This window comes from Thioclava sp. 'Guangxiensis' (assembly GCF_045348365.1).
Lineage (GTDB): Bacteria > Pseudomonadota > Alphaproteobacteria > Rhodobacterales > Rhodobacteraceae > Thioclava > Thioclava kandeliae.
Genome location: NZ_CP155822.1, coordinates 496747 through 519475, shown reverse-complemented (window position 1 = coordinate 519475; position 22729 = coordinate 496747). Strand labels below are relative to the sequence as shown.

Annotated in this window: 22 protein-coding genes and 2 tRNA genes; 11 read left to right on the top strand and 13 right to left on the bottom strand. The window is 61.6% G+C overall.

What is annotated here, in order from left to right; all coding sequences use genetic code 11:
- Nucleotides 1-51: 51 nt before the first annotated feature.
- The 5 genes from ABEB22_RS02490 to rpmH form a co-directional block, all read right to left on the bottom strand.
- The gene (locus ABEB22_RS02490; RefSeq protein WP_339111882.1) at nt 52-1539 is read right to left on the bottom strand and encodes a GGDEF domain-containing phosphodiesterase; all 1488 of its coding nucleotides are present in this window, start codon (nt 1537-1539) and stop codon (nt 52-54) included.
- A gap of 119 nt (nt 1540-1658) precedes the next feature.
- Entirely contained in the window at nt 1659-2540 is an 882-nt protein-coding gene (ttcA, locus tag ABEB22_RS02485; protein WP_339111883.1) for a tRNA 2-thiocytidine(32) synthetase TtcA, read from the bottom strand.
- Nucleotides 2527-2808: a membrane protein insertion efficiency factor YidD gene (yidD, locus tag ABEB22_RS02480; RefSeq protein WP_406870759.1), complete on the bottom strand. Its 282-nt coding sequence runs from the start codon at nt 2806-2808 to the stop codon at nt 2527-2529. Before yidD ends, ttcA begins: the two co-directional genes overlap by 14 nt.
- Nucleotides 2805-3329, bottom strand: a complete 525-nt coding sequence (rnpA, locus tag ABEB22_RS02475) for a ribonuclease P protein component (RefSeq protein WP_406870758.1) — start codon at nt 3327-3329, stop codon at nt 2805-2807. The genes yidD and rnpA overlap by 4 nt, the downstream gene beginning before the upstream one ends.
- Nucleotides 3330-3358: 29 nt before the next feature.
- A complete protein-coding gene (gene rpmH, locus ABEB22_RS02470) occupies nt 3359-3493 on the bottom strand; it encodes a 50S ribosomal protein L34 (RefSeq protein WP_339108028.1) in 135 nt (44 codons plus the stop codon).
- 278 nt (nt 3494-3771) lie between these two features.
- On the opposite strand from rpmH, the gene ABEB22_RS02465 reads away from it, so the two are divergent.
- The 4 genes from ABEB22_RS02465 (at nt 3772) to ABEB22_RS02450 (ending at nt 6002) form a co-directional block, all read left to right on the top strand.
- On the top strand, nt 3772-5172 hold the full coding sequence (locus tag ABEB22_RS02465; RefSeq protein WP_339111886.1) for a HAMP domain-containing sensor histidine kinase: 1401 nt from the start codon (nt 3772-3774) through the stop codon (nt 5170-5172).
- 94 nt (nt 5173-5266) lie between these two features.
- Nucleotides 5267-5343 (top strand) — tRNA-Arg (locus tag ABEB22_RS02460).
- 56 nt (nt 5344-5399) lie between these two features.
- Nucleotides 5400-5476 (top strand) — tRNA-Arg (locus ABEB22_RS02455).
- A 151-nt stretch (nt 5477-5627) separates the two neighbouring features.
- Entirely contained in the window at nt 5628-6002 is a 375-nt protein-coding gene (locus tag ABEB22_RS02450) for a TniQ family protein (RefSeq protein ID WP_406870757.1), read from the top strand.
- Nucleotides 6003-6730: 728 nt separating this feature from the next.
- On the opposite strand, the gene ABEB22_RS02445 is transcribed toward ABEB22_RS02450, so the two are convergent.
- Complete coding sequence (locus ABEB22_RS02445) at nt 6731-7564, bottom strand: transglutaminase family protein (protein WP_406871113.1); 834 nt, start codon at nt 7562-7564, stop codon at nt 6731-6733.
- Nucleotides 7565-8217: 653 nt separating this feature from the next.
- On the opposite strand from ABEB22_RS02445, the gene ABEB22_RS02440 reads away from it, so the two are divergent.
- The gene (locus ABEB22_RS02440) at nt 8218-8580 is read left to right on the top strand and encodes a response regulator (protein ID WP_350937667.1); all 363 of its coding nucleotides are present in this window, start codon (nt 8218-8220) and stop codon (nt 8578-8580) included.
- Nucleotides 8581-8595: 15 nt separating this feature from the next.
- Here the strand turns inward: ABEB22_RS02440 and ABEB22_RS02435 are convergent, their stop codons facing one another.
- From ABEB22_RS02435 to ABEB22_RS02420, 4 genes are all read right to left on the bottom strand, one after another.
- On the bottom strand, nt 8596-9744 hold the full coding sequence (locus tag ABEB22_RS02435; RefSeq protein ID WP_406870756.1) for an ATP-binding protein: 1149 nt from the start codon (nt 9742-9744) through the stop codon (nt 8596-8598).
- Between the two features lie 716 nt (nt 9745-10460).
- Complete coding sequence (locus tag ABEB22_RS02430) at nt 10461-10667, bottom strand: cold-shock protein (RefSeq protein WP_339111906.1); 207 nt, start codon at nt 10665-10667, stop codon at nt 10461-10463.
- 278 nt (nt 10668-10945) lie between these two features.
- Nucleotides 10946-11731 (bottom strand): hypothetical protein, encoded by a 786-nt coding sequence (locus ABEB22_RS02425; protein ID WP_406870755.1) that lies wholly within the window; start codon nt 11729-11731, stop codon nt 10946-10948.
- A gap of 153 nt (nt 11732-11884) precedes the next feature.
- A complete protein-coding gene (locus tag ABEB22_RS02420) occupies nt 11885-12163 on the bottom strand; it encodes a hypothetical protein (protein WP_350937676.1) in 279 nt (92 codons plus the stop codon).
- Between the two features lie 208 nt (nt 12164-12371).
- Between ABEB22_RS02420 and ABEB22_RS02415 the strand changes: the two genes are divergently transcribed.
- From ABEB22_RS02415 to ABEB22_RS02400, 4 genes are read left to right on the top strand one after another with little or no spacing between them, the layout of a single operon-like run.
- Nucleotides 12372-13187 (top strand): UDP-2,3-diacylglucosamine diphosphatase, encoded by an 816-nt coding sequence (locus tag ABEB22_RS02415; RefSeq protein ID WP_339111909.1) that lies wholly within the window; start codon nt 12372-12374, stop codon nt 13185-13187.
- Nucleotides 13184-14302 carry a ceramide glucosyltransferase gene (locus tag ABEB22_RS02410; RefSeq protein ID WP_406870754.1) on the top strand — a complete coding sequence of 373 codons (1119 nt, stop codon included), beginning with the start codon at nt 13184-13186 and terminating at the stop codon, nt 14300-14302. Before ABEB22_RS02415 ends, ABEB22_RS02410 begins: the two co-directional genes overlap by 4 nt.
- A 4-nt stretch (nt 14303-14306) precedes the next feature.
- Nucleotides 14307-14894 (top strand): VTT domain-containing protein, encoded by a 588-nt coding sequence (locus tag ABEB22_RS02405; RefSeq protein ID WP_339111911.1) that lies wholly within the window; start codon nt 14307-14309, stop codon nt 14892-14894.
- Nucleotides 14879-15589 carry a glycosyltransferase family 2 protein gene (locus tag ABEB22_RS02400; protein WP_406870753.1) on the top strand — a complete coding sequence of 237 codons (711 nt, stop codon included), beginning with the start codon at nt 14879-14881 and terminating at the stop codon, nt 15587-15589. The genes ABEB22_RS02405 and ABEB22_RS02400 overlap by 16 nt, the downstream gene beginning before the upstream one ends.
- A gap of 39 nt (nt 15590-15628) precedes the next feature.
- Here the strand turns inward: ABEB22_RS02400 and ccrA are convergent, their stop codons facing one another.
- Nucleotides 15629-16921, bottom strand: a complete 1293-nt coding sequence (gene ccrA / locus ABEB22_RS02395) for a crotonyl-CoA carboxylase/reductase (RefSeq protein ID WP_339111913.1) — start codon at nt 16919-16921, stop codon at nt 15629-15631.
- Nucleotides 16922-17346: 425 nt separating this feature from the next.
- Here ccrA and ABEB22_RS02390 point away from each other — a divergent pair, with 425 nt between their 5' ends.
- The gene (locus tag ABEB22_RS02390) at nt 17347-19341 is read left to right on the top strand and encodes a methylmalonyl-CoA mutase family protein (protein ID WP_406870752.1); all 1995 of its coding nucleotides are present in this window, start codon (nt 17347-17349) and stop codon (nt 19339-19341) included.
- A gap of 66 nt (nt 19342-19407) precedes the next feature.
- Nucleotides 19408-20973 carry an ATP-dependent RecD-like DNA helicase gene (locus tag ABEB22_RS02385; protein WP_406870751.1) on the top strand — a complete coding sequence of 522 codons (1566 nt, stop codon included), beginning with the start codon at nt 19408-19410 and terminating at the stop codon, nt 20971-20973.
- Here the strand turns inward: ABEB22_RS02385 and ABEB22_RS02380 are convergent, their stop codons facing one another.
- Both ABEB22_RS02380 and ABEB22_RS02375 read right to left on the bottom strand, forming a co-directional pair.
- Complete coding sequence (locus ABEB22_RS02380; protein WP_406870750.1) at nt 20974-21729, bottom strand: TIGR02186 family protein; 756 nt, start codon at nt 21727-21729, stop codon at nt 20974-20976.
- Nucleotides 21729-22646, bottom strand: a complete 918-nt coding sequence (locus ABEB22_RS02375) for a sulfite exporter TauE/SafE family protein (RefSeq protein WP_339111916.1) — start codon at nt 22644-22646, stop codon at nt 21729-21731. The genes ABEB22_RS02380 and ABEB22_RS02375 overlap by 1 nt, the downstream gene beginning before the upstream one ends.
- Nucleotides 22647-22729: the final 83 nt, after the last annotated feature.

Genomic DNA, 22729 nt, shown 5'->3' with positions numbered 1-22729 from the left:
TTCCCCCCGTTCCTTCGCTTCCTAATAGGATTCGTGATGATCGCGCCGGTTTTACGACCCTCGGCGGGTATTCAGCCTTGGTGTTTTCTCCAGCTTGGCCATGTGGCGGGCGATCCAGTCATGGGTTTCTTCCAGCGGCATCGGGCTGGCAATACCGCGGCCCTGCACATGGTTGCAGCCCAGCTGCGCGAGCATTGCGTGCTCTCCGATGGAACCTACCCCCTCTGCGATGGTCTGGATGCCCAGCCCCTCGGCAAGCGAGATGATGGCGGCTACAAGGCGCTGTTGTTCGGCATCGTGATCGACATGGGCCACGAAGCTGCGATGGATGCGGATCCGCTCGGCGCAGGCATTACGGACCGAATTGATCGAAGCCGGGCCGCTTCCGAAACCGGCAAGCTCGATCTTACAGCCCATCTTGCGGCAGGCGCTGAGCGTATGGGAGATCATATCATCGCTGAGCTTCGAAACGATCTCCTGTTCGAGCACCAGACGGATCTGGTCCGCAGGAAGCTCGAACCGGTCGAATTCCCATTGCAGGCGCTCGGGCATCTTCGGGTTGGCGAGCAATTCCTCGTTGATGGGCAAGGAGATCACGCCGACCAGTTCTTCCCGCGCATTCCATTCCTTCAGCCCGTTGAAGACCTGGAACATCATGACTTCGTAGAAGCGGGTGCGCAGGTTTGCGGCCATGACTGCGGGCATGATATCGGTTTCACCCAGCACGCCGCGATCACGGTGCAGCCAGCGCGGCATCGCCTGCATACCGGAGATCAGGCCGGTATCGGTGCAGATCTGCGGCTGGAAATAGGCGACGATCTCGCCGTTCTCCAACGCATCGCCCACCTCTGCGGAAAGCGCCGAGCGGATTTCGGCAGAGCGGCGGATTTCGTTGGAAAAGGCTCGGATCGCCGATGTGCCGTTGCGCGAGGCTTCCTCTGCCGCAATCTCGGCGGCGTCCAGAATGCTTTCGGCATCTGGCTTAGGGCTGCGGCTCATTTGGCAGAACCCGATATGGAAGGTGGGCGACAGGGTGCGCCCGCCGATGGAGAGTGGCTCTTCCAGCGTGCTTTGAAGCCGGACGGAAAGCTGGATCATGCTTTCGAGATCGGGATTGGGTGTCGGTTTCAGCATCACCATGAAGCGCGCGCCGCCCAGGCGTGCGATGTAATCCGAATCGCGTAGCACGGAGCGCAGACGCTCTGCCGAGCGACGCATCGTATCATCGAACTCGCGGGTGCTGGTGTTGGCAGTAAAATTCTGCGGATCGTCGATGGCGATCACGAAACAGCTCGTCAGGCGATTGCTCGTGCGCGCTTCGGTCATGATCTTGTCCATCATCGGTAGGGCCAGTTCGCGTAGCGGCAGCCCCGTTGCCGGATCGAGAGTGGTCATTTCCAGATCATCGGAAGGCAGGACAGGGCGGGTCATCCAGCCCACCGCCAATGCGGTAACGCCGAGGAGGATCATCGCTTCCAGTCCGATCCAGTAGCCCGCCAGAATGATCGCCGGGACAAAGGCGATCATTTCACGACGCATGAGAATCGGGCCCCCTTTCAGGGTGGGTTTTCGATTCTTTTCCTTCGACATCACCATACCTCGTCAAACGGCGCATAAATTAATAGCCGTAGTCTTAGGCGGGTTTTGTCAGTGATCGGTTAATCGTGCTGGCGCAAATCGGGGATGTTATCGTTCAAATTTGAATCACCGCCCGCTTTCAGCGACAGGCCGGCAAAGTCGAACAGTCCCGTATCCAGCAGATGCGAGGGGCGCGCATTCATCAGCGAACGGAACATGACCTGTCTCCGTCCAGGGCGGTTTTTCTCCCATCCATCAAGCATTTGCTTGACCTGCTGGCGTTGAAGCCCGTCTTGGCTGCCGCAGAGATCGCAGGGGATGATCGGATAGTTCATGTCGCGGGAGAACTTCTCGCAATCCTCCTCGGCCACGAAAGCCAGCGGGCGATAGACGAAAAGATCGCCCTCCTCGTTTACCAGCTTCGGCGGCATCGTTGCCAGACGCCCGCCATGGAAGAGATTCATGAAGAATGTCTCGAGGATGTCGTCGCGATGGTGCCCCAGCACAACGGCCGAGCACCCTTCCTCGCGCGCGATACGGTAGAGATTGCCGCGGCGCAGGCGCGAGCAGAGCGCACAATAGGTGCGGCCCTGCGGAACCTTGTCCATCACGACCGAGTAGGTGTCCTGATACTCGATCCGGTGCGGAACCCCCATTTTCTCAAGAAATTCGGGCAGAACGGTGGCCGGAAAACCCGGCTGGCCCTGATCGAGGTTGCAGGCGAGGATCTCGACCGGCAGCAGCCCGCGCCATTGCAGTTCATGCAGGACCGCGAGCAGCGTATAGCTGTCCTTGCCGCCCGAGAGGCACACAAGCCAGCGGGCACCACGCTCGATCATGCCATATTGCTCGATCGCCTCGCGGGTCTGGCGCACGATGCGCTTGCGCAGCTTCTTGAAGGCCGTCGTCGAGGGGGCGTCGGCAAAGAGCGGATGGATCGGGGCGTCGTCATCGTCCAGCATGGTCATGCTCCTTTGCACAATGGCATTTCGCGTCATGGTCGGGGTCGGCGCCCGGAACGGGGTCATAGCCGCGTCCGCCCCACGGGTGGCAGCGCAGGATGCGCCGGACGCCCGTATAGGTGCCTTTGACGGCCCCATGCAGGGCAAGCGCTTCCAGCATATAGGCCGAACAGGTCGGTTGATAGCGGCAGCCATTCCCGACCCACGGGCTGGCGACCAGCCGGTAAGCACGCACGGGCAGGGCGATGATATGGGCCAGGGGGCTCATGTCTTGCCTTTGCCGCGGCGCGGGCCACGGGGAATGTTCGGTTTCGGGCCGCGGGGCTTGGGTGGACGGTAATCCTCGGCATGGACCCGCTCCAAGGCGCGGACCAGATCGTCCTGCATCGCCTTGAAATCATGCGTGGCGGTGGCGTCTGCACGCCCGATCAGCACATAATCCCAGCCGGGCTTGCCATGTTGCGGCAGCACAAGCCGCGCGATCTCGCGCAGGCGACGCTTGGCGCGGTTGCGGGCCACCGCATTGCCGACCTTTTTGGAACAGGTAAAGCCTACCCGCACCAGACGCGGCGAGACGGTGTCATCCGTACGTAGCCGTGCCTGCAGGAGCCCTGCCGGCATGCCGGCACGACGCGCGGAGGCCGCACGCAGGAAATCGGCCCGTTTGCGAAGGGTCGCAACGGGTGGCGGGGTGACGGGATGGCTGGCATCCGCGCATGAAGAAACCGCCGGAGCCGTGCCCGCGTCCTGACCTTGGGGGTCTGTCACGGAAGCCTCCGACGGTGTCATAGGATTAGCCTGTCGCCAGTCGTGACGGCTTATGCCGACAGCGACTTCCGGCCTTTTGCACGGCGTGCATTCAGGACCTTACGGCCACCTTTGGTTGCCATACGGGCGCGGAACCCGTGGCGACGGGCGCGAACGAGGTTCGAGGGCTGGAAAGTGCGTTTCATCGCTTAACTCCGGGTTCTGATACGGTAGGGCAACACGACGCCAAACGGATTCGGCTGCCGCTCATATTCGAGGCCCGGTCTTTAGTCAGGATAAGATCACAAGTCAATTGACCCGGGGCAGTTTTTTGCCGATTGCCCCGAAGTTGATGTCGAATTCACGATAATTCGGGCGGTTGTCTCTTTTGTCTTTTGCCATCACGCCCTATTTATCGCAACAAAGCAATAATATTTGCAGATCCGTCCCGCAGTCATAGTCGCGGAGCCACCCGAGACAGGTAATGAAGATCAACTCGCTTTCCGGCCGTTTCCTTATCCTGACGACGATCTTCGTCGTCCTGGCGGAGCTGTTGATTCTGCTGCCGGGAATCGCGACCTACCGCGAGAACTATCTGCTCACGCGTCTGGAGCGTGCCCAGATCGCCTCTCTCTCGCTGCTGGCCACGGATCAATCGACTATCGATCCCGATCTGGAGAACGAGCTTCTGGCCAATGCGGGCGTCTATAACGTGGTGTTGCGCCGCGATGCGGTGCGTCAGCTGGTGCTGTCCTCGCCGCTCCCCGAGGCGATCTCGGGCACCTATGACATCCGCAATGCCTCGCTCTGGAGCCGGATCCACGACGCGCTCAGGATCCTGATCGACCCGGAGAACCATATCATCCGCGTGGTGGGGGAACCGGTGCAGAGAGGCGGGCAGGTGATCGAGATCACGCTCGACACGAAACCGATCCGAATCGGGATGATCGAATACGGGCTACGCCTGCTGACCCTGTCGGCGGTGATCTCGGGGATTACGGCCGTGCTTCTCTTCGCCTTGGTGCAGCGCCTGATGGTGACCCCGATCAAGAGGCTGGTGGCGCATATGTCCTCCTATTCGGAGGCGCCCGAGGATAACCGCCGTATCATCGCGCCCAATGCCCGTATTCAGGAGCTGCGTGTGGCCGAGGATGCCCTGGCCGATATGCAGACCCAGTTAACGGCGGCCCTGCGCCAGAAGGAGCGTCTGGCGCAGCTGGGGCAGGCGGTGGCCAAGATCAGCCACGACCTGCGCAATATCCTGACCACGGCGCAACTCTTTGCGGACCGGATGGAGTTCTCCGAGGATCCGGTGGTAAAGCGCGCCGCCCCCAAGCTGATCAATTCGATCGGGCGGGCGGTCAATCTGTGCGAGACGACACTGGCCTTCGGCAAGGCCGAGGAGCCGCCGCCCTCGCTTTCGCGTTTCATGCTGGCGCCGCTGGTGGCCGAGGTGGTCGAGAGCGAGCAATCGCTCGAGGGGGCTGGACTTGTCGATTTCATCGTTGATATCGCGCCGAATCTCACCATCCGTGCCGACCGCGAGCAGCTTTATCGCGTGATCTCCAATCTCGTACGCAATGCGCGTCAGGCACTGGAAGCCACGGGCGAGCATGGCACGATCGAGGTGGGCGCGGGCGAGACGCGCGATGATTGGTGGATCCGCGTTCAGGATACCGGTCCGGGCCTGCCCGCCAAAACGCGCGAACATCTGTTCCAGCCTTTCACTGGAGGCTCGCGCAAGGGCGGCACGGGGCTGGGGTTGGCGATCTCGGCCGAGCTGATCCGAGGCCATGGTGGCCGGCTGGAGCTGAACCGGAGCGACGAGACGGGTACGCAGTTCATGCTCTATCTGCCGCAGGAGCTGTCGATGCAGCCTGTCTGAGAAGCGCATTTCCCGAGAAATGCTGTCTTGTGAAAAAACTTTCATTTTTCCTCTTGCGCCCCCCCGACTTACCCAATAGATAGCCCCCCACGACGGACCCGTAGCTCAGCTGGATAGAGCACTTGACTACGAATCAAGGGGCCGGGCGTTCGAATCGCTCCGGGTCCGCCACTACCTCTGGCTTTGCCAGAAACGACATAGCCTGATTACTCAGGTGCAGATATTGCGGACCCGTAGCTCAGCTGGATAGAGCACTTGACTACGAATCAAGGGGCCGGGCGTTCGAATCGCTCCGGGTCCGCCATTTCTGAAACTGTCGAATGTCAGACGAAACTAGCTTTTCTTTTACATAGATGTCCACGAATGTGTTTTTGACCTATGCTTGGTATATTGGTCGATTGAGCGGGCTGGCCTAGGGTTGGGGCGATCTCAATGCCTAGTTCCGAAAGACTCGCGTGGCAAAAAGTCGACCTGTAGATCCCGATGCCCATTTCGCGCCGCTGCCGCTGACCGTGCAGCACGCGTGCTTTGAACCGGCATCGTCTCTGCTAACGCGGTTGGCAGCACGCAATGGTGCGCCTTCTGTCTACCAGTTCTGCGCCGACCTGGCCTTTCCGGTCGATCCTCTGTTTCGCGGCGAGCCTCTGGCAATCGCCCAGCTTGCGCAGCTTGCAGGCTGTGACGCTGCCTCGGTCGCGCGGGTTTCCATCCGTCATCTCGGTCATAACCGCTTCCGCCTGCGCGACGAGATCGCGACGACCCATAGCCTGCAGCGCACGCGCATACGCATCTGCCCCGAATGCCTGCGCCAAGACCCACACCGGAGTTAGGGCCGGTATGTTTAACGTGAAGATCGTGGTGCTCCGGTTCTTCTTCGGCATGACTTGCGGGCGCGAGACCATGAAGCGCTACATGCAGGTCCGTATCCAGCCGCGGAGGCCGCCGGTGGTGTCCCGCATCTCCTGCGGAGCTGGCCTGCGGCTCACCGAGGTCTGTAGTCTCAAGATCGGCGACATCGACAGCGACCGGATGCTGCTTCATGTCGAGGAGGGCCAGGGGCGGAAGAGCCGCAAGACCAATGCTGTCAAAGGGGTTGCTCGAACTCTTCCGAGACTATTGGCAGGAAGCAGAGCCCGAAGGCTGGCTGTTTCCGTGCAAGCCGGAGATCGACCCGATCTCGCCGCGCCATCTGAACTGTGCCTTTCATGTCTGCTAGGACCATGGCGGGGGTCAAGAAAGCGGTCAGTTCCCGACCTTCGGTGACATCGTATTCAGGTCCGGTCAAAATCCGGCTGAGGCTGTGTTCTGCCAGCTCTGATCGCCGCAGGGCGTCCGGAGGCGTAGCGGTTCGATCATGTTCTGAGCATGAAGCCGCTTGGCCTGCGAGGGCCTCATCCGGTGAGTGAAGGCTGGCAGGCCGGAACTCGCCTGACATGCGCGGAAAGGTCGTTGCACGGATTTATGGGCTCATCTGGATTGTCCTTGGAAATATTGAAAGACCCCGGCAAGCGGGCAGGCGCCCGTTGACGGAAAGGGCCATGGCCCTGGCTCTTGAAGGTCAGCTCCCGGAAGAGACTGCTCTTTCGCCCTGCACTTCCTGAGTCCACACTTCAAACTCCGACAGGGTTCCCGGCCCGAATATCTGTGTCAGCGGCACGTCTGCGGCGTCCCTGCCGCGCGCCACGAGAATGCGCCCGGTGCGCCGTTTGTTGTTTCGAGGATCGAACACCCACCATTGGCCGCCCAGATAGACCTCCATCCATGCAGCGAAATCGTCTTCGGCATGGGGCAGCGGCTCGCCGATTTCGCTCAGATAGCCTGTGCAGTATCTGGCCGGAATGTTCATGCAACGGCAAAGCGCAATACCGAGATGGGTGAAATCGCGGCAGACCCCGAAGCCTCCGGCCAAGGTCTGCGCTGCCGTCCGGGTTGCGTCGGCTTTCATGTAGTCGAAGCTTATGGTGTCATGCACATAGTCGCAGATCGCCTGCACCCGCGACCAGCCCTGATCGGTCTTTCCGAACAGCGCCCAGGCGCGCTCGGACAACAGGTCCGTATCGCAGTAGCGGCTGCCCAGCAGGTAGACGAGCGTATCGAAGGGCAAGTCTTCCACGGCATGTTGCTGTGCATCGGGGCAATAGGGATCAGGGTTGCCTGCATCGCGGAAGATACCGTCAGTCGTCAGGGTGAATTCTCCCGGGGGGGCCACCATGCGCGTACACCAGTTACCGAAGCCGTCGCGATAGCTTTCGAGCGGAACGCTGGGCCGGGTCACAAGGTAATCCGCGCGCTCGAGGTCGCCGAACCGCGAGTAATGCACATTCAGCAGCGCGATCAGAGGAGTCGGCTGGGTCAGGGTGTGGGTGATAGTGCACCCGATATTCATACGCAGCGCCGAATTCCGGTCTGCCATCGAAGAGGGGCGGGTGTCCTTGGTCACGGACGATCCTTTCAATCACCTCGCAAGAGGTTGTTGCGGTTGCTTGGTCAGAGGCGGGGCAGAAAAAAGAGCCTGCCTGAAAGCCAGTCCTCGGCGCCGATCCGTTCGGCGCGTGAGATGTCTGGGCGTGGGGTCGTTCTGCGGAAGCGAGCGGCGCATGAGAGCTCCGGTATTGGGGCCGCGCATGCCGGACAATCGGCCGGGGCAACCTTTCCCTCTGAAGCTCTAAATTTGGGATGCGCGACAGGTGTTGATACAAAATATAGAGCGCCGCGCCTGAATTGCAATGGCAGGTCTGTCACGATTGACGGCCTCGGACCGTGCGGTCTCGCCGAGCGTTGCCGAGCGTCGCCGTAGGGCACAGGGCATGGTCTTTGGAGGATATCGGCGTCCATGCCGCTGTCGCGGGTTTCGCGCATATTATTCGTCATGGAAGCGGCGCCGGCCCTACTGGAGGCGCGGTCTTACTTGACAATTTTACTCAAAAAATCATGGGCCGAAAAGAAAAAGGGGAACGCGTGTGCTCCCGAGCCGTTGTCCTGAGTATCGTAGAGCGCGCGAGCGCTGGCTGCGTTGCAGTTCACCTGTAGGATTGGAGCGACCGCATGACTGACAAGAGCCTGACGATTCTCGTTGTCGAGGACGAGCCGATAATTCGCATGGATCTGGCGCTCGGTTTTGCGGATCTGGGATATAATGTTCTGGAAGCGGAAGATGCGGCAACGGCACTTCGTGTCATAGACGGTGGCGATACGGTTGACGTGCTTGTCACCGATATCGATATGCCGGGCGACATGAACGGTGTCGCCCTTGCATCGCAAGTGCGGCGGCGGTCTGACAGTTGCCGGATCCTCATCATGTCGGGTGGCACACGCCCCGCCTCTCATGCCATGCCGGAACACAGTCCATTTCTCGCGAAGCCTCTTGCCGCCGAGGATGTTATTGCGGCGCTTGGCCGGATGCCATGATCTCAGATCACGCGCTCAGGCCGGTTTGGCCGGCATATGCAGGGTGAATGTCGTGCCGGCCTCCGCCGAAGACGAAACGTCGAGCCGTCCGCCATGCGCCAGAGCGATCTGCGACGCGATGTATAGGCCCAGGCCGAGGCCTTGAAGACCCTTCTGATTGCTTTCATTGCGCGAGAAGGGGTGGAACAATGACGGGTGCATCTCTGGCGGGATCGGCGTGCCCTGGTTCGTGACACTGGCGACCAGCTCACCGTTTCGCTCGGCAATGTCGACCGAAATCGGTTGGTTGGGGGCGCCGTGGGCCACGGCATTGCCCAGAAGGTTTGACAAAAGTTGAGCAAGCCGCTGCGGATCGGCAACCAGAGCACGCGGCAGGTCGATCGAGGACAGGACTGGTTGACCGGCAATCTGCTCGATCTCGCCAATCACGTCACGAAACACCGGCACGAGGTCGATCGACGCGGGCGCATTCACGTCTATCCCGGCCCCGAGGCGGCCACGGGCAAAATCCATCAAGTTGGTTATGATCTGGCTGGCCCGCGTCAGCGCTCGCTGCATCTCGAACACGAGCATCGCCCGGCGATCCGGAGAAATGTCGGGTTTCTCGATCATCCGTAAGCCGGATGTAACCGCGGCGATCGGATTGCGCAGATCGTGCCCGACGATGGCGATGAACTCTTCCCTCAACCGTGCCGTATCGCGTTCGGTCTGAAGGGTGGCGCGACCTTCTGCCAGCTCTTCACGCCCCTTGGTAAGCTCGTCCTGACGGTCGAGCTCGCGGGCGATCAATCTTGCAAAGATCGTAAACAGCTGTTCCGCATGCGACCCGATTTCGCGCGGGTTCGGGTCGATGGCGCATAGCGTGCCCCAGATGCTGTCATCGCTTTTGATGATCGGAACCGATATGTAGCTCTTGAAACCGTATTGACGGGGCGTGGGGTGGTCGCGGTAGATCTCGCTATCATCCACATCCGAAATCGTGATGCTGCTGCGGCAGGCTCGTACTTCGCTGCAGATTGTCGATGCCACATCAAGCTCATCGCCGGGCGTCAGACCGAAATTCACCCGATCACGGGACGCGCAGGTTATCCAGCGGTTGTCGGTTACCCGAGCAACGGCAACAAAACCCATACCGGTTGCCGTTCCGCAAGCGTCGAGGATCATCGAAATATCGGAGACAAGATCGACCTGCCGGATACTGTCTTGAAGGGGATCAATATTAGGTAACACGCGCCTGGCCAGTAAGATGGTCTCGGGGCAACTTACTTGACACGATGTTGAATTCCAAGGGCCGATGCGTGTCCCCGAATGTCCGGGGAGCCGAAGAGCGCGCCTTCGGGAGTATCCCCCGTGGACAATGTGGCGACGACGCAAGCAGGGCGGGGCAGATGACACATGTTTTCCAGAGAGCCGAAGCGTTTCGCGACACTCTCCTGTGCCGGATTGAGGGTGACCGTTTCCTCTTGTCCTGGCAACATGGTTTTGTTCCGGTCCGGGACTGCAGTCCCGGCGCTGCCTGTCCGGAAGGGTCGCCCGCAACACTTGTCGAAAATGCAGGAGATCGCCAGTTTGGCGCGACGATGGTCACGACAGGTCCCGCATCAGGGCACTGCCGGATGGAAATAGCCTGCGACCGCCCTTTCGTGTTGCTCGGGTTATGATGAGCTGCAGGAATGTTTGTGGAAAATTTCGTGCAGGCAGAAGCGTGGAAAGCGGCGGTATCGGGATGGGGATCCGTCGCTATCGTCCCGTGCTTGTGAGCGTCTTTTCAGGCGCAGTTACGACATTTGCAGCCGGAATGGAAAAGGCGGGCGTCAAAAGCCGCCCGCCTTTTCTTTTCTGAGCCGGAATACCTTCAAGCAGGTCTCCCAGCTATGTCTTCACGCAAGTGCCAAGTTGACAGCGGATTCGCGACCGTCACGACCGCTTTCGATGTCGAAAGTGACAGCCTGACCGTCTTCAATCCGGCTGATCCCGGCGCGTTCGACGGCAGAGATGTGCAGGAAAATATCTTTATTGCCGTTTTCGGGCTGAATGAAGCCGAAGCCTTTGGTGCTGTTGAACCATTTCACGGTGCCGTTGGCCATGTCCGTGGTCTCCTTGATAAACGCTGCCCACAAGATCGCGGCAGCCCGGCATAGTCGATCCAAGCCGATCAACCGAAACCAAGCTAGTGGCGGCGGAATAACGAAGAGAAGAAACGTAAGCACGTCCTACATAGTGCCGGCCCGAAAAAAATCAATAGTTTAGTTGTGGTCGATTGCATTCCTGTCCAAGGTCGGTGACCTGTGCGGAAGCGCGAGGGGAACGGGGCGCTCTGTCCCGTATCCGCTTCCTGCGCATATGGCTATCTGTCTCAGACGCGTCAAAGGTCGGATTTCCGCATTCTTTCCTGTGTCTCCTGCCTTTGTGCCGGGGGTGACCCGGCCTGGAGAACGCTTTCCTCTCGCCGTCTTCCGCCCGCGCTCTGGAGAATGCGGAGCATCCGGCGTCTGTCTTGGGCCACGGCGGCGTCAATCACCCCGTCGAGGCATCCGCGGCGTTTCAGATGCGGTAACAAGGAGGAATGATCGAGATCGTCGAAGAGGATGTGATCCACACCCCTTGCGGGCCGGAAGCTCTGCGCATGGTCCAGATCGTCGCGCAGGGCGTGAACGAGGAAGGTCTGACAGGGCGCGGCGGGAAGGGGGGCTATTGGCCAAAGGGGCTGGTCGATGCGCGCGACCCAAGGCTGCCATTCCCTCCGGTTGGCGGCCAGTTCCAGTGAATATTGCGGCCCGAAGGCCAGCACCGTGTCCACTGGCAGGATCTGCGCGGCAATCAACGCCTGATAGGCGCCCATGGAAAGCCCGAGCGCGATCAGCTGGCGCACAGGGCGCTGCGCACAAGCATGGGCATAGGCGCGCCGGACGATCTCGGGGAAAAGCGGCGTATTGCCCCAGCTGCGCGCGGCATCCATGAAGAAAAGTGCACGCCGGTTGCCACCCTGCCGGTGACCAATGGCAGAGGCCACGAATTCCGGCGAGGGCAGACGCGTCGCATCATGGCCTATCGAGGAAAAAGACAGAACCAGCGCATCCCCATCCCCCTGATGGTGATCGACGGCAAATGCGGAGGTGTCATAAAGGCGGGTCAGGGATAGGGGCGGCACGGTGATCTCCTCTCCCCCTTCATATCGCGCAAGTCCAGCCCCTGCAATTTGCCGCCTCAAACGGGGTTTCACGTGAAATGATCGGAGACGCGGCCATGCAAAAAGCCGACGGGATGATCCCGTCGGCTTTGCTTTCCCGCAGTCCGCGCCGGATCAGCGTGCAGGGCAGGCTGCAGTGTAGGAGCGGCCATAGGAGTCGGTATAACGGCAGGTCTGCGCATCGGGATTGGTGCGGCTTGCGACAGCCTGACCCGCGATCAGGCCGACAGCGGCACCGGCTGCCGCACCCGAGATGGCGTTCTCGTCATTGTTGTCGGCGATATTCGCGCCAAGCGCCGCGCCACCCAATGCGCCTGCGGCGCGGGTCTGGTTTGCGGTCTGGCAGGCTGCGAGAGCGGCGACCATCGGCAGAACGAGCAGAAGTTTTTTCATTTTGATCTCCAGTTACCGGCCTTTAACGGGCCTTTTCATGGATCGCGTCTCCGATCCGTCGGAGACCCAACGCGCGTCGTCGCGACAAGTTCCCGTCAATGTTATCGTCCGCACCTTGCCGACCGTCATGAATGCTTCATCTATGTGTCATTGGAACTTCGTATCCGCTTGGCACCAAAGACAATAGAAGACGTATAAGGATCAGGGTATGACCGGCAGCTTCATCCCGCCACTGCGCCCGAGGCGTGTCAGAACGCTTTTCGTATCGGACCTGCATTTGGGAGCGTGGGGGAGTCAGGCGGGGCGGTTTCTGGAATTCCTGCGCCAGACCGAGGCCGAGACGATCTATCTGGTGGGCGATATTCTTGATATCTGGCATGGTGGCAAGCCCAACTGGTCGGCCACTCATGACGCGGTGATGGACGAGTTGCGTGCCCGTATCCGCGCGGGCGTCAGGGTGGTCTACCTGCCGGGCAATCACGATGCAGAGCTTCGCAAACGTCTGGGGCGCCAGTTTCAGGGTATGGAGCTGGTCAATGAGGCGATCCACCAGAGCGCCGACGGCCGCCGCTTTCTGGTCCTGCATGGCGATCAATGCGATGCACGGCTCCTGCGCTTCCATTTCATGACACGGCTCGGGTCGCGGCTGGATGCGGGGCTGCGCCGGTTTGACGCGTGGGCGCGGCGGGGACTGTCGCGGTCGTTCCACCGTGAACCCGAGCGGAATCTGGTCGAGATGCTTGTGACGGGTGTGAATATGCTGATGACCGCAGGCAATCGCTATGAGGGGCGCCTGATGGAGCTGGTGCGGGCGCGGGAGGCTGATGGCGTGGTCTGCGGCCATTTCCACAAGCCGGCCCTGCGCAATGTCGAGGGGCTGGTCTATGCCAATTGCGGCGACTGGATCGATAGCTACACGGCGATGGTCGAAACCGAGGACGGACGGCTGGAGTTGCTTGAGCTGCGGCCTGTGGCCAAGCGCCAGAGCCGCAAGCTGCCGCAGCCTGCGGAGGTGCGGGTATGAGCTGGTCCATGATCTTTCTCGCGATCTTCGGCGTGCTTTTCGGTGTGCATCTGGTGACGGTGGCGCAGGGGCTCTGGCGATATCGCCGCAGACCAGCCGCCGAGATCGCGGCGCGCCCGATGGTCACCCTCCTACGGCCGGTCTGCGGGCTTGACCGGTTCGACGCCGAGACGCTCGAGACCAGCTTCAAACTCGATTATCCCTCTTATGAAGTGATCTTCTGCGCCGCGGTGGAGCATGATCCGGCGGTAGAGGTGCTGCGCGCGCTTGCGGCGCGTTATCCGCGGGTGTCATGCCAGATCCTGATTGGTGAGGACCGGATTACCGGCAATCCCAAGCTGAACAATCTCGAAAAAGGGTTCAGGGCCGCGCACGGCGAATGGATCGCGATGGCCGATGCCAATCTGCTGCTGCCGCCCGATTATATCGACCGGATGCTGGAGGTGGTGGAAGCCGATACGGGGCTGGTGACCAGCCCGCCCATCGGGATCCGCGCCGGAAATTTCTGGGGCGCAGTCGAGGCCGCTTTCCTCAACAGTTTCCAGGCCCGCTGGCAGTTATCGGCGGATATGCTGGGCAATGGGTTCGCGCAGGGCAAGACGCTGTGCTGGCGTCGCGATGTGCTGGAAAAAGCGGGTGGTCTGGTGGCTCTGGGGCGCGATCTGGCCGAGGATGTGGCCTCGACCAAGGCCGTGCGCCGTCAGGGGCTGAAGGTACGCGTGGTCCGTAAGCCCTTTGCGCAGCCGGTGGGCTCCCGTGGTTTCCGCGCGGTCTGGGACAGGCAGCTGCGCTGGGCGCGGGTCCGCCGCGACGGATTCCTGATGATTTTCGCCGCCGAGATCTTGCTTGGGCCGTGGTTGCCCGCGCTGGCTCTGGGGCTGGCGGGAGCATGGGCGCTGATCCTTGTGCTATGCTGTGTGTGGTATCTGGCGGAATGGGCGCTGGCCAAACGGGCGGGCTGGCCGCATGGCGCGCGTGATGTGGCGGCGATGGTCGCGCGCGATATCCTGATGCCCGCGCTCTGGGTCATGACATGGGCGCGGCGCGGGTTCGAGTGGCGCGGCTCGGCTATGGACCGGAATGGCGCCCTGACACCTCCGAAAGCCGCGAAGTAACCCTATGTTCGGTCTCGACCAGATTATAGCGCTTTTGTCGTCCCACGGGCTTGTGCTGGTGGGCGGCCTTTCCATTCTGGAAGGGCCTATCGTGACCGTGCTGGCCTCGTGGCTCGCCTCGAATGGCGCCTTCGACGTGGTGCCCTTGTTCTTCGTTCTGGTCGCAGGCGATCTGATCGGCGATCTGGGTTTCTATTTCCTCGGCCGCAAGGGGCTGGGGATCGTGCCGCCGAAATGGCGCCACAGGCTGGGGCTCGACGGACGGCGCCTGCGCAAGATGCTGCGCCATTTCCGCGAGAAAGGCGGGCGCACCCTGATCGCGGGTAAAATTACCCATTCCGCAGGGGCGGCCATTCTGGTGGCGGCCGGTATCTCGCGGATGCCGATCGTCCCGTTCTTTCTGTATAATTTGCTGGCGACGATCCCCAAAACCGGCGCCCTCATGGCTCTGGGCTATTTCATGGGCTCGGCCTATGCGCGGATCGACGGATGGATCTCGAAGGGCTCCATCATCGTTCTTGCAATACTCGTTATCGCCGGTATCGGCTGGTATATCCATCACAAGAGGCAGTCGTCATGTCCGCAGGACTAAGCATCAGTTGCGTGATCCCCGCCTATAACGAGGCGCCCCGTATCCGCCGCGTTCTGGAGGCGGTGCTGTGCCATCCCGCGATCCATGAGGTCATCGTGGTGGATGACGGATCGAGCGATGGCACCGCCGATGTGGTGGCAACGCTGCCCTCGGTGAGGCTGATCCGGCAGGCGCAGAATGGAGGCAAATCGGCCGCGGTGGCGCGGGGGATCGCGGCGGCGGCGGGCAGCCATGTGATGCTCCTCGACAGTGATCTTCTGGGGCTGACGGGGCTGCATGTGTCGGAACTGCTCGACCCCGTGCGGAGGGGGCGCGCCGATGTGGCGATCAGCCTGCGCCGCAATGCGCCCATGGTCTGGCGGATGATCGGGCTCGATTACATCTCGGGCGAGCGGGTTCTGCCGCGTGACTGGCTCATGGAGGGGCTCGACGATCTGCCGCATTTCGGGCTGGAGGTGCATATGAACCGCCTCTTGATCCGCAACAATGCGCGGATTGCGGTGGTCGAATGGCCCGATGTGGCAAGCCCCTACAAACACGCGAAACTGGGCAGCTGGGTGGCGGGTCTGCGCGCCGATGCGGCAATGCTGGCCGATATGTTCCGTGTGGTCAGCCCGCTGGAGGCGGGAGGGCAGATCTGGTCGATGCGCCGGATGCGGGTGCGCGATCTTTCCGGCGGTCACGCCCCCATGTAACGCAAAAAGGCTGCCGTTCTGGCAGCCTTCTGTGTCGGGTCAGACCTGTCCGCTGGCTTCGAGCGTATCGGCAAAGGTGCGCAGGCCCGTTCTGGTTGCTTGCACCAATACCGCCATGTTCCCCGGCTTATGCTGGTTATGCATCATCTTCGTATGGGATTGCGGGATTTCTTCCCACGGGAACACTTCCGACATGCAGGGATCGAGCCGCCGTTCGATCATCAGCCGGTTGGCCGAGGCTGCCTGTTTGAGATTGGCGAAATGGCTGCCTTGCAGGCGCTTCTGGTGCATCCACATATAGCGCACGTCAAAGGTGCAATTGAACCCGCTCGTGCCCGCGCAGATCACCACCATGCCGCCCTTTTTCACCACGAGGGTGGAGACGGGGAAGGTGCTCTCGCCCGGATGCTCGAAGACCATATCGACATTCACGCCCTTGCCGGTGATGTCCCAGATCGCCTTGCCGAAGCGGCGGGCCTCTTTCAGCCAGTCGTTATATTCGGGGCTGTTGACAGTGGGTAGCTGCCCCCAGCATTTGAATTCCTTGCGGTTGATCACGCCCTTGGCGCCCTGTGCCATGACGAATTCGCGCTTGGATTCATCGGAGATCACGCCGATCGCATTGGCGCCCGCGGTATTGGCCAGCTGGATTGCATAGGAGCCGAGGCCGCCCGAGGCGCCCCAGACCAGCACGTTCTGGCCCGGTTTCAGCTCATGCGGGTGATGGCCGAACAGCATACGATAGGCAGTGGCCAGCGTCAGCGTATAGCAGGCACTCTCTTCCCATGTCAGATGCCGGGGGCGCGGCATCAGTTGCTGGGCCTGCACGCGGGTGAACTGCGCGAAGGAGCCGTCCTGCGTCTCGTAGCCCCAGATGCGCTGGCTGGGCGAGAACATCGGATCGCCGCCATTGCATTCCTCGTCATTGCCATCATCCTGATTACAATGGATCACCACCTCGTCGCCGACTTTCCAGTTCTTCACCTTGTCGCCCACGGCCCAGACGATGCCCGAGGCATCGGAACCGGCGATATGGTAGGGGGCCTTATGCACGTCGAACGGGCTGATCGGCACACCGAGCCCTGCCCAGACGCCATTATAGTTTACGCCCGCGGCCATCACGAGGACGAGCACCTCGTTGCTGTCGATAGTCCATGTATCGACGATTTCTTTCTGGAAGGAGTCTTCGGGGGCGCCGTGGCGCTCGCGGCGGATTGCCCACGCATACATCTTGGGCGGCACATAGCCCAAAGGCGGGATTTCCCCGATCTCGTATAGGTCTTTCTCTTCCGCCTTATACGGAATGATGTTGCTGTCGCTATCCAATGCCATCCCCATCTTCCTCTTCCCAAGATGCCGCGCCGCAGAATCGTCTGGGTGCTCCTCAGTTCTACAATCGGATACGCAACAAAGCAACTATATAGATTTTGATTTTGTAATTTTGTGTCGCAATGGGTATTTTCCCGAGCGTAGCCATACCGGCCAAGCCACCCGCTTTGGTGCCCTGTCCTGTCGCGATTTCGTGTAGTCCGGCCTTGCTGTGCTGACTTTCCGCAGAAATTTTATAGCATGACTCTGGCGGCAAACGGTAACTTTCGGGTAAAAAGAAAGGAGAGCTTTACATATAGCTCTCATCTTGGGCGTGTGGCGCGCAAACGCGCGTTTTGCCGGACAATCTCTGCGATGCAGAATTTTCTTGTTATTATAAAGTTGCGTGTAGTATCTAATTTCAGGAATTATGTTTCCATATTGGATTCGTGGAGGGGAGGCCGCCCATGACCGAGACCAGAACCGATCTACCCGTTCGTGACAAGCCGTGGCTGTTTCGCACCTATGCCGGTCATTCGACCGCTCGGAAATCGAATGAGCTTTACCGCACGAACCTTGCCAAGGGGCAGACGGGGCTGTCCGTGGCCTTCGATCTTCCCACCCAGACGGGCTATGATAGCGATCATATCCTCGCGCGGGGCGAGGTGGGCAAGGTGGGTGTGCCGGTCTGCCATCTGGGCGACATGCGTGCGCTGTTTGCCGATATTCCGCTCGAACAGATGAATACCTCGATGACGATCAACGCGACCGCGCCGTGGCTTCTGTCGCTCTATATCGCGGTGGCCGAGGAGCAGGGCGCCGATATCTCGCGGCTGCAGGGCACCGTGCAGAACGATCTGGTGAAGGAATATCTCTCGCGCGGGACCTATATCTGCCCGCCCAAACCGAGCCTTGCGATGATCACCGATGTGGCGGCCTATACCCGCGAGCATCTGCCCAAATGGAACCCGATGAATGTCTGTTCCTACCACCTGCAGGAGGCGGGGGCCACGCCCGAGCAGGAGCTGGCCTTCGCGCTTGCCACGGCGATTGCCGTGCTCGACGACCTGAAGACCAAGGTGCCGGTGGAGGCGTTCCCCGAAATGGTCGGGCGGATCTCGTTCTTCGTGAATGCGGGCATCCGCTTTGTCACCGAGCTGTGCAAGATGCGCGCCTTCACCGAGCTATGGGACGAGATCTGCCGCGAGCGTTATGGGATCGCGGAAGAGAAATACCGCCGCTTCCGCTATGGGGTGCAGGTCAACAGCCTCGGTCTGACCGAACAGCAACCCGAGAATAACGTCTATCGTATCCTGATCGAGATGCTGGCCGTGACGCTCTCGAAGAATGCCCGCGCCCGTGCGGTGCAGCTGCCGGCATGGAACGAGGCTCTGGGCCTGCCGCGCCCATGGGACCAGCAGTGGTCGCTCCGGATGCAGCAGATCATGGCCTACGAGACCGATCTGCTGGAATATGGCGATCTCTTCGACGGCAATCCGGCGGTGGCCGCCAAGGTCGAGGCGCTGAAGGACGGCGCGCGTTCGGAGCTGGCGCAGATCGATGCGATGGGGGGGGCGATTGCCTCCATCGATTACATGAAATCGCGTCTGGTGGAGGCCAATGCCGCCCGGATCGGGCGGATTGAGGCCGAGGAGACGATCGTGGTGGGCGTGAACCGCTGGCAGCAGGGGGAGCCTTCGCCGCTGACCGCCGGGGATGGCGGGATCATGGTTGTGGACCCTGCGGTCGAGGCCGAGCAGGTGGCGCGTTTGGCCGAGTGGCGCGCGGAACGTGACGGGGCGCGGGTGAGCGCTGCGCTGGAGGCGCTTCGGCTTGCGGCGTCAAAGGGCGAGAATGTCATGCCTGCCTCGATCGAGGCGGCCCGCGCGGGCGTGACCACGGGCGAATGGGCGGGGGTCATGCGCGCCGTTCATGGCGAATATCGCGGCCCGACAGGTGTGGCCAGCACGCCCTCCAACCGCACCGAAGGGCTGGATGATATCCGCGAGGCGGTCGAGCAGGCCTCGCGCAAACTCGGGCGGCGCCTCAAGTTCGTGGTGGGCAAGCCCGGGCTCGATGGCCATTCCAACGGGGCTGAGCAGATCGCCTTCCGCGCCCGCGATTGCGGCATGGACATTACCTATGAGGGTATCCGCCTGACGCCCGAGCAGATCGTGGCCCGTGCGCTCGAGGAAAACGCGCATGTGGTGGGCGTCTCGATCCTGTCGGGCAGCCATCTGCCGCTGGTCGAGGAGCTGATGGAGCGGATGCGCGAGGCGGGGCTTGCCGATGTGCCCGTGCTGGTTGGCGGGATTATCCCCGACGACGATGCCAGACGCCTGATGGGCTATGGCGTGGCACGGGTCTACACGCCCAAGGATTTCGAGCTGAACCGCATCATGATGGATATCGTGGGGCTTGCCGTGCCGCAGGCCGCGCAATAGGGGCGGCTGCTCGAAATCCGCGTGGGCGGGGGGCTTTCGCTCTTCCGCCCGTAGACGGGCTTCTTTATGGTCACGGCCATGAATGATGTGCCCGCAATCCAGTTTTCCGAAGATCAGGCCGAGGCCTGGGATGCCGTAGCCGACGCTCTGCGCAAGGCAGGGGTCGATGTTGATGACGGTATGGTGATGCCCGAAACCTCGGCGGCCCAAGTGCATTCGGTGATCGGCAAGGCGGGCTCCGGCAAGACCATGCTGCTGTCCTCGCTCTACAAGGCCCTGCAGGAGGCTGGCGTCGAGATCGTCTCGGGGGATTACGAAGGCAAGAAAAAGAAGGAACGCCGGACGCTGGCGATCCTTGCGCCGACCAATAAGGCGGCCTCGGTGCTGCGCTCGCGCGGGGTGCCGGCAACCACCATCCACCGCATCCTCTACACCCCCGTCTATGACCCAGAATACGAGCGGATCGCCGAGTGGTTGGGCGGCCAGGGTGAGCGCCCGAATCTCGATATCCTGAAGGTCGAGGGGTTGACCGAAGAGATGCTCGACCGTGCCAAAGCCTTCTACGATATCCACAAATCCGTGCCCGCCGCGCTCGCATCGGCGGGGTTGCGCGGCTCCGATTTCATTCAGGGCTGGAAACGGCGCGAGGACCCGCTCGATATCGGCTTTGTCGACGAGGCCTCGATGCTGGACGAGCGCCAGTTCGACGATCTGCGCGAGATCTTTCCGACGCTGATCCTGTTCGGCGATCCGGCGCAGCTGGCGCCGGTGAACCAGTCGGGCCAGATGAGTTTCGAGAAACTTCCCGACGAGCGCAAACATGTGCTCCACCGGATCCACCGCCAGACGCAGGATAATCCGATCCTCGATCTGGCCCATGCGCTGGCCGATGACGCCCTCACCTTCGACCGGTTCGAGCGGATGATCGAGGACCGCGCCGCAGGTGACGAGCGTGTGGTCTGGGCGGGCCGCGTCGAGGCCGATCTGATGGCGCGCTCGCCGGTGCTTGTCTGGCGCAATGCCACGCGTATACGGCTGATCCATGCCTTCCGCGGCGCCTTCAGCGCGCCGGTCGATGAGCTGCTGCCAGGCGAGCCGCTGATCTGCGACGGGATCGAGCTGCCGGTGAAGCACCGCAAACGCCGGATCGATCTGGAAGCGCGCGGCCTGATCAAGGGCGCGCAGGTCATTTATCTGGGGCCGGGCAAGAAACCCGGTTTTTCGCGGCTGCATGTGATCGGCTCGGAAGATCCGCGCCTGTCTGCGGCCTCGATCGTGAAGATCGAGCTGCCCGACGAGGAAGAGCCCTTCATTCCCTTTGCCGCGCGCATGGGGGCCACCTTCCTGCACGGGGCGGCGGTGACCATCCACAAGGCTCAGGGCTCGCAATGGCGCGATGTGCAGGTCTTCGCGCCCGATATCTATGCGGCCGCCCGTGCGGGGCGGGTGGAGGCAGGTATCCCCTTGTGGAAACGTCTGGCCTATGTGGCGATCACCCGTGCCGAGCATCGCCTTCTGTGGGTGACGCGGGCGCGGCTGGCACGTCCTTCGGCGCCGCTGGGCGTGGAGGATCTGCCCAAAGGGGCGGCGCAGGCGCTCAAGCTCGAGATCCAGGACGCGCCTGAAGGCTGATCAGCTGAAGAACCTGCGGAAGGCCGCATTGGCCGCCCAACCCGCAAACACCGCGAGCGCCAGCGACATGATGCCGTAAAGCGGCGGATAGTTTTGCGACAGCGCATAGAGCCAGCGCTCGAGCCCGACTTTGCGCACGCTCACGGGGGCGGTATATTCGTCGATCACGCGGTATTTGCGCACGAGGAAGATCCGCACCTTGTAATCGCCCTCGATCAGATTGGCCGGCAGTTTGAAATCGGCGCGGAAGAGCGTGTCGTCGAGCAGTTTCACATCGCCCGGATTATCCTTGTAGAGGCTCTGGCGCAGCCGGATACGCTGTAACGCCTCGGCATAGGGGGCGGCATTGGCGCGCTCGATCGCATCGGTATAATTGCGCAGGGCCTGCGGCACGGTGATACGGTAGATCTCGTCAACCTCGGGAGCGAGGAACTGGCGCTCGGGGCGGGTGGTGGCCACGGCGTAATAGCTGGGGGCCGAGGGGATCTCGACGGAGCCCGTATTGATCCAGATCCCCATCTGGCGCGATTTACGGCGCACGGTCACGGGGCCTTGCGGACCTTCCAGCGTCACGATCACATCCAGCGGGCCGCTCGGCTCGGGGGCGGCGCGTTTGACCGCGCCGAAGATCAGGATCTCGGAGCCGTCGAAGGAGGTGGTGATCCCGATACTCTCGCGCGAGAGACCGGCCACCACGGTTTCGGCGGCACGGGCGGGCAGGGCGATGACAATCAGGAGAAGGGCAAGACGCAGCATCAGCCATCTCCCAGCGAGATCGAGTAAAGCTCGCTCGGCTTCAGCACCAGATCGAAGCCCAGTTTCAGCGCGACGAGCAGCACGAGCGCCGCCAGCAGGATGCGCAGCTGTTCGGCCTTGAGCCGCCCGCCCAGCACCGAGCCGATCTGTGCCCCGATCACCCCGCCCAAGATCAGCATGATGGCCAGCATGACATCGACCGACTGGTTGGTGATGGCATGCATCATCGTGGTAAACGCCGAGGTGAACAGGATCTGGAACAACGAGGTGCCGATCACGACCTTGGTGGGCATGCCCAGTAGGTAGATCATCGCAGGCACCATGATGAAGCCGCCGCCCACGCCCATTACCGCGCCCAGAATCCCCACGCAGAACCCCACCAGAAGCGGCGGTATGATCGAGATATAGAGACCCGAGGCGCGGAATTTCATCTTGAAAGGCAGTTTATGGACCCAGCCGTGGCTGTTGCGCTTGCCGCGGCGGGCCGAGGCGCCTTTGGTGCGCCGCAGCGCCCGCAGGCTCTCCAGGAACATCAGAAGACCGACGCCGCCCAGAAAGACCACATAGCACAGCTGCACGGCCAGATCGATCTGGCCCAGTGCCTGCAGGTAATTGAAGATCGAGATCCCCGCGACCGAGCCGATCAGACCGCCAATCAGCAGGATCATCCCCATCGGGATATCCACGGCCTTGCGCTTGAGCTGGCTGAGGACACCCGAGACCGAGGACGCCACCACCTGATTGGCGCCGGTGGCCACCGCGACGGTGGGCGGAATGCCGATGAAGAACAGAAGCGGCGTGATCAGGAAGCCGCCGCCCACCCCGAAGAGCCCCGACAGGATGCCGACGATCCCGCCGATCCCGAAGAGGAGGAAGAAATTGACCGAGACTTCGGCGATGGGCAGATAGATTTGCATGTGGATCCGCGCAATGTCAGTGACTTACTGTGAGCGCCTCTTGCCGGTCTGTCAAACCTTTGCGAAAGGCAGGTCGTCCTCGC

Coding starts and splice junctions, on each gene's coding strand:
- ABEB22_RS02490 (WP_339111882.1), bottom strand. CDS start 1,539: ATGCGTCGTGAAATGATCGCCTTTGTCCCGGCGATCATTCTGGCGGGC.
- ttcA (WP_339111883.1), bottom strand. CDS start 2,540: ATGCTGGACGATGACGACGCCCCGATCCATCCGCTCTTTGCCGACGCC.
- yidD (WP_406870759.1), bottom strand. CDS start 2,808: ATGAGCCCCCTGGCCCATATCATCGCCCTGCCCGTGCGTGCTTACCGG.
- rnpA (WP_406870758.1), bottom strand. CDS start 3,329: ATGACACCGTCGGAGGCTTCCGTGACAGACCCCCAAGGTCAGGACGCG.
- rpmH (WP_339108028.1), bottom strand. CDS start 3,493: ATGAAACGCACTTTCCAGCCCTCGAACCTCGTTCGCGCCCGTCGCCAC.
- ABEB22_RS02465 (WP_339111886.1), top strand. CDS start 3,772: ATGAAGATCAACTCGCTTTCCGGCCGTTTCCTTATCCTGACGACGATC.
- ABEB22_RS02440 (WP_350937667.1), top strand. CDS start 8,218: ATGACTGACAAGAGCCTGACGATTCTCGTTGTCGAGGACGAGCCGATA.
- ABEB22_RS02435 (WP_406870756.1), bottom strand. CDS start 9,744: ATGATCCTCGACGCTTGCGGAACGGCAACCGGTATGGGTTTTGTTGCC.
- ABEB22_RS02430 (WP_339111906.1), bottom strand. CDS start 10,667: ATGGCCAACGGCACCGTGAAATGGTTCAACAGCACCAAAGGCTTCGGC.
- ABEB22_RS02420 (WP_350937676.1), bottom strand. CDS start 12,163: ATGAAAAAACTTCTGCTCGTTCTGCCGATGGTCGCCGCTCTCGCAGCC.
- ABEB22_RS02415 (WP_339111909.1), top strand. CDS start 12,372: ATGACCGGCAGCTTCATCCCGCCACTGCGCCCGAGGCGTGTCAGAACG.
- ABEB22_RS02410 (WP_406870754.1), top strand. CDS start 13,184: ATGAGCTGGTCCATGATCTTTCTCGCGATCTTCGGCGTGCTTTTCGGT.
- ABEB22_RS02405 (WP_339111911.1), top strand. CDS start 14,307: ATGTTCGGTCTCGACCAGATTATAGCGCTTTTGTCGTCCCACGGGCTT.
- ABEB22_RS02400 (WP_406870753.1), top strand. CDS start 14,879: ATGTCCGCAGGACTAAGCATCAGTTGCGTGATCCCCGCCTATAACGAG.
- ccrA (WP_339111913.1), bottom strand. CDS start 16,921: ATGGCATTGGATAGCGACAGCAACATCATTCCGTATAAGGCGGAAGAG.
- ABEB22_RS02385 (WP_406870751.1), top strand. CDS start 19,408: ATGGTCACGGCCATGAATGATGTGCCCGCAATCCAGTTTTCCGAAGAT.
- ABEB22_RS02380 (WP_406870750.1), bottom strand. CDS start 21,729: ATGCTGCGTCTTGCCCTTCTCCTGATTGTCATCGCCCTGCCCGCCCGT.
- ABEB22_RS02375 (WP_339111916.1), bottom strand. CDS start 22,646: ATGCAAATCTATCTGCCCATCGCCGAAGTCTCGGTCAATTTCTTCCTC.